Source organism: Acutalibacter sp. 1XD8-33, assembly GCF_003612555.1.
GTDB lineage: Bacteria > Bacillota > Clostridia > Oscillospirales > Acutalibacteraceae > Acutalibacter.
Genome location: NZ_RAZF01000031.1, coordinates 25,244 through 33,781 on the forward strand (window position 1 = coordinate 25,244; position 8,538 = coordinate 33,781).

At 53.7% G+C, this 8,538-nt stretch carries 11 protein-coding genes and 1 pseudogene; all 12 read right to left on the reverse strand.

Annotated elements, in window-relative coordinates; translation table 11 throughout:
- Window positions 1-14: 14 nt before the first annotated feature.
- The 12 genes and pseudogenes from D7X94_RS14845 to D7X94_RS14895 all read right to left on the reverse strand — a co-directional run bounded on the left by D7X94_RS14845 (window position 15) and on the right by D7X94_RS14895 (window position 8,481).
- Window positions 15-614 carry a DUF6329 domain-containing protein gene (locus tag D7X94_RS14845; protein WP_120428444.1) on the reverse strand — a complete coding sequence of 200 codons (600 nt, stop codon included), beginning with the start codon at window positions 612-614 and terminating at the stop codon, window positions 15-17.
- Window positions 577-1,065, reverse strand: a pseudogene (locus D7X94_RS19315) (CHAP domain-containing protein); the annotation flags it as partial. The pseudogene D7X94_RS19315 and the gene D7X94_RS14845, both read right to left, overlap by 38 nt.
- Before the next feature lie 473 nt (window positions 1,066-1,538).
- Complete coding sequence (locus tag D7X94_RS14855) at window positions 1,539-3,371, reverse strand: VirB4 family type IV secretion system protein (protein ID WP_120428446.1); 1,833 nt, start codon at window positions 3,369-3,371, stop codon at window positions 1,539-1,541.
- A gap of 15 nt (window positions 3,372-3,386) precedes the next feature.
- Window positions 3,387-3,818 (reverse strand): class B sortase, encoded by a 432-nt coding sequence (locus tag D7X94_RS14860; RefSeq protein WP_243111341.1) that lies wholly within the window; start codon window positions 3,816-3,818, stop codon window positions 3,387-3,389.
- A complete protein-coding gene (locus D7X94_RS19320) occupies window positions 3,713-4,183 on the reverse strand; it encodes a hypothetical protein (RefSeq protein WP_243111342.1) in 471 nt (156 codons plus the stop codon). Before D7X94_RS19320 ends, D7X94_RS14860 begins: the two co-directional genes overlap by 106 nt.
- Entirely contained in the window at window positions 4,167-4,757 is a 591-nt protein-coding gene (locus tag D7X94_RS14865) for a hypothetical protein (RefSeq protein ID WP_120428448.1), read from the reverse strand. The genes D7X94_RS19320 and D7X94_RS14865 overlap by 17 nt, the downstream gene beginning before the upstream one ends.
- 4 nt (window positions 4,758-4,761) lie before the next feature.
- Window positions 4,762-5,022: a hypothetical protein gene (locus D7X94_RS14870; protein WP_120428458.1), complete on the reverse strand. Its 261-nt coding sequence runs from the start codon at window positions 5,020-5,022 to the stop codon at window positions 4,762-4,764.
- Between the two features lie 11 nt (window positions 5,023-5,033).
- Window positions 5,034-5,396 (reverse strand): conjugal transfer protein TrbL family protein, encoded by a 363-nt coding sequence (locus tag D7X94_RS19570; RefSeq protein WP_279221801.1) that lies wholly within the window; start codon window positions 5,394-5,396, stop codon window positions 5,034-5,036.
- Entirely contained in the window at window positions 5,396-6,004 is a 609-nt protein-coding gene (locus tag D7X94_RS19575; protein WP_120428450.1) for a conjugal transfer protein TrbL family protein, read from the reverse strand. The genes D7X94_RS19570 and D7X94_RS19575 overlap by 1 nt, the downstream gene beginning before the upstream one ends.
- Before the next feature lie 25 nt (window positions 6,005-6,029).
- Window positions 6,030-6,362, reverse strand: coding sequence for a DUF3852 domain-containing protein (locus tag D7X94_RS14885; RefSeq protein WP_120428451.1), 333 nt, complete (start codon window positions 6,360-6,362; stop codon window positions 6,030-6,032).
- A gap of 80 nt (window positions 6,363-6,442) precedes the next feature.
- The gene (locus D7X94_RS14890) at window positions 6,443-6,772 is read right to left on the reverse strand and encodes a DUF7768 domain-containing protein (RefSeq protein WP_120428452.1); all 330 of its coding nucleotides are present in this window, start codon (window positions 6,770-6,772) and stop codon (window positions 6,443-6,445) included.
- Complete coding sequence (locus tag D7X94_RS14895) at window positions 6,772-8,481, reverse strand: VaFE repeat-containing surface-anchored protein (RefSeq protein WP_120428453.1); 1,710 nt, start codon at window positions 8,479-8,481, stop codon at window positions 6,772-6,774. Before D7X94_RS14895 ends, D7X94_RS14890 begins: the two co-directional genes overlap by 1 nt.
- Window positions 8,482-8,538: the final 57 nt, after the last annotated feature.

Sequence of the window (8,538 nt, forward strand, 5' to 3'; positions counted from 1 at the left end):
GGGTATCAACTCCTTCACATAGACATCCCCGGAGCCTGTTCCTGCACAAACTCCGGGGCGATAGTCAGATAGACTTCGTTCTGGGTGGTCTCCACCTCATCGAACTCCGGGCGCTCCGAGAGCATATCCAGAAACAACTGCCGGTCAAAATTGACCATGTCCTCATCGTATACCCGCTGCTCCACCTCTGCGTCCAAATCTGAATAGAACAGGGTAAAGCCACCGTCCTCCTGCCCAGCCAACGCCTGCTGAACATATTTCTCCACCAGCGAGTCCATCCCCACACAGAAGTCGTGCAGGGAAGGGTAGCGGTTCATGAGGGATAACGTCCTTGCCCCAGAGAGGTAAGCGGCGTACCGGGCATAGGCAAAGCCCTCTGAGTTTACCAGAATACCATCATCGATTCCCTCGCAGAGCACCAGCATTCCGTGGGTGAGACCGGAGTTGTCCACATACAGGTCATTGGCGTGCTCCATAATAAAGGGCTGGGCCTGCAACAGATCTTCCTTGAACTTGCGGAATTCTCCCGGCGGCAGTTCAACTGTGTGCACGATCTCCCAGGGCGGGGCAAGAATCTCAGGCTCCCTCCACTGGGCTACTGCTCTCACTATCATTTTCTGTACCTCCTATTTCATATTTAGGTGTACCGTACCCGTAGATTTCAAAATAGCCTATGGGATAGCTGTTCTGCTGGCAGGCGTCGCCAGAATTCCCTTCTATGGTGTACACCCTGCCGTTTTCCACCTTCTCCACGATGCCCACATGGTCGGGGCTGCCGTCCTGGATGCCGTTCTCGTCCAGCCAGTCAAAAAATATAATAGCCCCTGACGCGGGAGTGGCGGAACCGTCCTGCCAGAGATTTCTTGCCTTGAACCAACCAGCGCCCTGCTCACAGCCGGAAAACCGTGGTATAATACCGCTGTCGATATACCCACACTGGTCGGCGCACCAGCTTACAAAGCAGGCGCACCACTCCACCCGAGAGGGGAACCCGTACCAGCTCCAATAGGGTTCGCCGCCTACATTGCCGAGCTGGGACCGGGCTACGTCCACGATCTGCCGGTTCACAAAGGACATTATTTTCTCGAAATCTTCCAAGCTGATATCTGTTCCGAAAGCGTTATTCACGGCGGCGATGAGCTCCGCATGGGTCTGTCCTTCTACGAAACACCCCGCCAGCTTTTCAACAAACCCAGGCTCATGGGCAAAGTCCCCCAGAGCAAAAAGGAACAGCACCAGCGCCTCCTTGAGCCGTTTTTCCTGGCCTCTGGCAGTCAGCGCCGCCTGGATTTCGTTGCCGGTGTCCTCTATAAATTGCAGGTCGGCCTGTTGCTCCGGGGTCAGGTTCTGGATGGCCAGGCGCTGGAACTCCGACACGTCTATCTCGAAATCCGTACTGAAAATGGCGATCACCGCCGCTATGGGCATGATGATCGCCACCAGAAGGGTCAGCACAACTGACAATACTTTTTTGAGAGTTTTCGGGTCGGACAGCAGCGCAACAGCAATTTTCTTGAGCGCTGCTCCGAGGGCTGCACTCATCGGCCTCCCGCCTTTCCGAACAAGGCAGACTTATAATCCGGGGCAATCACCTGCAATAGATACCGCTCATTGCCGCACCTATACAAGCAGGTGCCGCGCTCCGGGTACTTGATAAGCTCGAACTCGCTGGGCTCCACCTGCAAGGCGTCCATGAAATCCTTGGGATTGATCTGCCCGGCATTGAATAAAAACTGATGGGTGGGAATGCTGAACAGAGGTTTCGTGAACTCCCGGATGCTGGGAATGAGAAAATCCTCAATATTCTGGCTGGCCAGAATAATCGAAGAATCCTTCTTCCGAACACGTTTCATGGCATTGCGGATATATTCGATTGCCGTCATATTTGTCAGGAACAGATACAACTCGTCAATGCTGGCGGCGGTGTTGCCTTTACCCAGCAGCTCATTGCTCATATAGGAAAGAATATTGAACAGCATTGCGTCCTTGAGCCTTTTGTTGGTATCCATGAGGCCTTTTACCCCGAAGCACAGGAACCTATCGTCCACAATATTGGTGTGCCCGTTGAAATACTTGGACTCCGCCCCCACGCACATGGAGTGGATGCCCAGGCACACCTCCTGGAGCATTTCTTCGGTGTAGAGATATTTTCTTTCTCTGTCATAGGTGTGGAATTCCTCCTGGCACAGCTTATAGAAGTCGGAGAGGATGGGGAAGTCGCAGGGCTTTTTGGTGGCGTAGTCCGTGCTGTCGGTGATGCCGAACCGGGCATACAGTTTCATGAGCAGGATTTCAATGGTGTCGATCTGCGCGTCGGTGAAATCTTTATACGCCCGGAAGAAGTCCTTGAGGAAGGCGATGTGCTGACTCAATCGTGTTACCCGCTTGAAAGCGTCAGGGGTAGCTGCGTCTACCTCGCCGGAACCGTCTGTCCATGCTTTCGGCTCCAAAGGGTTGATGGTGTACTCCCCGGACATAAAGTCGATATAGCAGCCGCCCAGGGCGCGGGTGAGCTCCTCATATTCGGATTCCGCGTCCAGGCAGATGCAGGTCTTGCCGGACTCCCGCAGATTTGTTAAAATGAGTTTCAGCAGGTAGGATTTCCCCTGCCCGGAATTGCCGAGGATCAGGATATTGCTGGTGGTTTTGTCCTCGGCCCGGCGGTCAAAATCCACCAGAACATTGGAGCCATACTTGTCCCGCCCGATATAAAGGCCGTGGGGGTCGGTCTTGCCGGAGGAGTTAAAGGGGTACAGATTTGCCACAGAACTGGCAGGCAATACCCGTTCATACTGTGCTCCAAACTGATTCGCGCCCACAGGCAGAACAGAGAGGAAGCCCTCTTTCTGCCGCAGGGTCAGGCGGTCAACGGAGATTTTCGAGCGTGTCAGCTCCATGCTGATTTCGCTCTGGAGCTCCTTGAGCTTGTCCAGGTTCCGGGCCTTTAGCTCGATAAAAACGGAACAGTGAAGCAGAGGTTCCTTGTTTTTTCGCAGATTCGCCAACAGCTCCACCACATCCTGCAAATTGCCTTGGGCCTCGATAGTTTCGTTTACGTCGTTACCTCCGGACATGAGCTTGTTTTTCCGGGTGGCATTTTGCAAAATCTTGCGCTGCTCCATAGGCTCCACCAGCCGGTGATAAATGCGCAATGTCACCCCGCTGCGGTCGGCGAGCTGAGACAGGATGGCCTGTTCCTCCGTGCTGGGCGGGTACTCACGGACTACCCACACGCTACGGTAGCTGTCGCCCACGATATAATAATCGCTCATAAAGCGCACCGAGCCCGGCAGGATGCAGTCGAAAAAATCCTTGGTGCGCACGGCTCCAAGCTGGGCCGGATTCATCTTCTTGTTCTTTTTCTTGGACATAGTCACACAACCTTTCTATAATTTTGCCGCCAACACAAGCAATCTGCCGTTGTGGGCGGAGTCGTAACAGGTAGACAAAGTCAGGATTTGTTGTCTGTATTCAGGGGGAGGATTGATGGTCAGCAGTGCCTTGCCAATGACTTTCTCAACAGCGCTGTTGAAATCTTCGGCGGCATCGGCGCTCACAAACTTGTACCATTCATCATTACTTTTGACCCAGGCCACGGCGAACACCCGATATTTCGCGCAGCCGTCCGCCGTCTGAAATTCTACAATAGGGTGAACCTTGCAAAAATCCTCCTGTACATACCCCTGCAATGCGGCGAACATCGTTCCGTTCATCATGTTGTGTCCGTAAATGATGAGGTTGTCGCTGTCAAGGCTGCATCGGAAATCGAGAAAAGGAACACCGGATTCACTGTACTCGCCCTGAAAATTCCGGCGCAGATACTTTTCAGGATCGCCCGGAGTGTGCATGACCGATAGTTGATGTCAGTGTCCGGGATGCACAGCCAGCCCACGAAGTCCTCGTTCATGGCGAACAGTTCCGAGAGATCGCGGCGTTGCTCTTGCGATTCTTGGGAATCAGGGGAGGGAGTGGCGGCAGGCCCTGGCTGTTTATCTGCTGGGGGAGACCCTGTTGGAGCTGGGCTGGCAGTAGACTTTTCCACGGTCACCAGCTTGGCAAGTTCCTCAAAAACTTCCTTTTCTTTCTGCCGTGACAGCAGTTCCCCGTCAATCATCACCCCGCAGGTGACAAGGACAGCCGACAGCAGAAAGGTGAATACGCCGAATTTAATCCTCCGGCTCATAGGACTGCACCTCAAAAAACTGCCCGCCGTCCGTGTCCGGCAACTGGTCTCCGCTCATACTGGCGTCGAAGTAAATCGCCAGGAATCGCTTGATGTCGCTCTTTCTCATGCGCCGTACTTCAAAACCCTGCTCCGAAATCACTTTCTCAATGCGGTTCACGGCCTGAAACACCTGGTCAGCTTTCATACCTTTACATCGGCTGATGAACAGGAACTGACGGGCCGTCGCCATTTCCGCCTGTGCCCGGTCGAGCATCTCCGTGTCCTGCTCTAAGAGCTGACGCACCAAGGGGTTCCCTTCCTCCTGGAGCCGCCCCCGCAGATACGCCTGGTTATCATCGAAACACTCACAGGAGTCCGTGCAGGTGATTTCGATATCAGGAATGGCGGACATTACCATCATGAGATGGCGAATCTTTATCTCGATATTGGTATGGGACAGCACCGAGATATTGGTGGGGGACACCAGAAAAAATAAGAGCTCGCCACGGTTTGTGGCAAGCCCGTATCTGGTGAAATTCTGAATCCCTATGAGCTCTTGGGTCGAGCGGCCCTTCTTTTTCTTCTTCGACATAGCGTTACCTCCAATCGTAGATTTGCTGGCTGGAAATGAAGTACCTGACAGCATATTTCAGGAAGTCCAGCACAGTGGTTTCTTCCATGCGGATAGTGAGAAACCCAAAGCACAGGGTCACCGCTGCCGGTACCATGAAGTGGAGCTGCACCAGGGCCAGCACGGACAGCAGAGCCGCCACGCATAAAATGGCAAAATCCCACAGGCTCCACAGCCAGAGATTCGCCGTTGCTTTCAGGTTTTGCGGATATAAATAGGTTGTCATTTGTACCTCCATCACGCTATGGCCTTTGCCACAGAGCGCGTCATATTGACCGCCGTGCTGGTGGCATGAACCACGCTCATCATATTCACCTTGACCGAGCTGTCCAGCCCAAACTGCTGGGCGATCCTCGGCACCTCCCCTGCCGCCAGCATGATGCCCAGGGCCAGCAGCATATTATCCGAGAACGTCAGCAGACCAAGGAACAGCAAAGTTGTCTGCAAGAATGCGGTCAAGCACAGCGCAATGATCTGCTTGACCCACTGGTTGAAGCCGTCCGTGTAGCCCCGAGGAACAGAAAACATATACAGCGCTCCCACCGCCATTTGGATCAAAAGGATTCCCCCGCGCTTGATATTTGCGAAGAAAATTTTCATCACGCAGTAGGCGAAGGCCACCAGCGCCAGCAGCTCGAAAGCCCTATTACCGTGTTCTTGGGTACCACAAAGTTTGCCGTCAGGATGGCAATGCTCTGCTCCGACAGACCTTGTGCCTGCTGTCCGGAAAATATGCGGGTCAAATCTCCGGCGAAGGTGTTCTGCAAACTGATGCAGAACTTGTACAGTTCCACCGGCACAATGCCTATGAGGGAACAGGCGAAAAAGCCTTTCAACACATTTATCGCCGTAGTCTTGACACTGGCCCTGCCAGTCTGGTATTCTATGGCTACGTCGAACACAGCAACCACCGTCCCAGCAATGAACAGCGACCAGCCGAACATTGTAAACAGGGATATGGTCGCGCTGACCCAGTTCAGGTCGAAGATATCCGCGCCCATGTTGCCCATCATGGTGAAGAAATCGCTGGCCGCGTCAAAAATCGTGTTGTAAAACCATCGTATCATGGCGTCCCAGATGGCCGCAGACACCTGCTCTCCAATCGTATCGAACACCCCGCCCACGGCACTTCCAATGCCGCCGAGAATGTCGCCTAACCAATCAAAAATGTGAATCACCTCCGAAAAATGTAAGCAGGAGGAGCGCATTGCCCCTCCCACTCCGTGTATATTTTTACAGAATTGTCCAGATATAGAGCGGGGCTGTCAGGGTGAAAATCAGGCAGGCAAACAGGATCGCCGGAGCGGTAAACTCCAGTTGGCCATGCTTGCGATAATCAAAATACGCGCCCCCGACTTTTACAAAGAAAAGCACCGCCAGAATCATGTCGATGACGGGGAACACCACGTTGTCCACCACAGCCCGAATCTGGGTCTGCGCCGTTGTCCAGGTGCTCTGGATAGCGCCCGCCACGTCGCCAGTCGCCATGGCGGGAACCGCCAGAACCGGCACCAGCAGCGCCGCGAACACAGTGCAGAAAAGGATTTTTATCCACTTCTTTTTCATTGCAAATTTTCCTTTCTTGATAAAAATATGGTTTTGGGCTTGCCAATTCAAATCGCAGCAAGCCCAAAACAAAGGGCCGTTTATTGAGGGAGAACTTTCTCAATTTCATGAGGCTTTATAAGCCTAACCTTAATATTGAGGTTGTGCGCCAGCTTGATTTCTGCCCTCATGCCGTCCGTAGTTTGGTCGCCGAACACCCAAACCTCGTCGCAGAACCACAACAAAGACAGCCCGGCGGCAATAGCCATCTCACGTTCCTCCGGGATGCTGTCATCCAAACAGAGCGCATAAAAATGCGGGGTGACCGGAGCCGCCCCGCACCTCAGTGCGTATTTGCTATAGCGTTTTGCCTTTTCCAGATTGCCCTGCACATCCCCCGCCAGGGGCGCGCAGATATACACCTTTTTCATCACTCACCATCCTGTTCTTTCCTTTTTCTGCTGTACATGAAAATGCCGGCCGCCAAGCCGCCCAGCGCAATGGCGCCCAAGCCAATCCAGAAGCCCATAATGGAGCGGTCGCCGGTTTGAGGGTTGCCGGGGTTCGGTGTGGTAGGTTTTCCGGGGGAGACCGGCACGATTTTCACGGTCTGACCCTCGTCATTGATATCCTCATGAGCGGCAATCTTCACCTCGCCCTGATAGAGCGTTTCAAACACCACGATTTCCGTGGCTTGGGTGATGCCGCTGCCGTCGAAGGTGAACTTAACTACAGTTTCTCCGTCAGCCTTTTCGTGAGTGAAGGTAGCCTCCGCACGAATCTCCTTGTCGCCAACCTTGAACGGACTGCCGGTCGCCTTGTCCATGAGGACACCCACCAGCGTGTACTCCGTGCCGGGGGTCAAATTCTTGTAGGACACCACATCGTCGATGGTGATCTCCTTGCTGGGCGCGGCCTCTTTCTTACCGCCGATAGTGGCAGTTGTGCCGATCTCCGGCCTGGTCACAACGATGGTGACGGTCTGTTCCTTGTCGCCAATATCTTCGTGGACAGCAACTTCCTTGCCGTTCAGGGACAGCTTTTCGAACACCACGATATCTGTAGTGGAGTTCACCCAGGAGGTGTCGAAGGGGAAGGAAACAGTGACCTCTCCTTCAGATTTTTCGGGAGTAAACACAACCTCGGCGCAGATTTCCTCACCATTGAGCTTAAAGGGTTCGCCAGTAGTCTTGTTCATGAGAGTACCAACCAGCTTGTACTCTTTCCCGGCAGTCAGGCCCTTGTAGGACACCACATCCTCGATAGTGATAAGCCCCTCGCCGGACACCTCTTTTTTGCCGTCAACCGTAGCTTTGGTACCAATGCGCGGCCCGGTAACAGTCACCTTGACGGTCTGGGCGGGGTCTTCGATATTGGCGTGAGCCGCCAGCTCAATGCCCTCTCTGGACAGGCTTTCGAAAGCCACGATCTCGGTGGAATCCACCAGCCCGGTGGTGTCAAAGGTGAATTGTACTACAGTTTCGCCATCGGCGGTGTCAGGAGTAAAAGTGCTCTCTGCGTGGATTTCCTCGCCGCCCACCTTGAGGGCCTCACCGGTAGTCTTGTCCATAAGGATGCCGTAAACCGAATATTCCTTGCCAGGGGTCAGGTTCTTGTAGGCAACCACATCGTCGATAGTGACCGGGCCGTCGATGGTGGCCTCTTTTTCCTCTCCGATGGTGGCCTGGGTGCCAATTTCAGGCACATGGACCGTCACGGTCTGGGACTCGTCCTCGATATCCGCATGAACGGCTAGCTCCCGGCCCTTCTGATGCAGACTCTCAAACACTACAATATCGGTGTCGGCCTTGATATATTTGGAGTCGAACTCAAACAGAACCGTAACCGTGCCGCTGGGGTTCTCAGGGGTGAAGGTGGATTCGGCACGCACCTCTGCACCATTGATTTTCAGCGCTTCGCCGGTTGTCTTATCCATAAGCACGCCCTTGACGGTATACTCCTTGCCCGGCACCAGATGAGTGTACTCCACTATATCCTCCAGAGTGAAAACCTCGGTAGCATTGACTTCTTTCTCGCCGCCGATGCTGGCGGTCGTGCCCAGCTCCGGTGTCAACGCCAATTTGAAATTGTAAGAAAACGCCGAAGAAATTTTGTAGTTTTTCGGCGGGGGGGGTAACAAAACTAAGCGTTTCCTTGCTCAAAAAGAGTGTTCACGATTTGCTGTTTCTGGCGCATG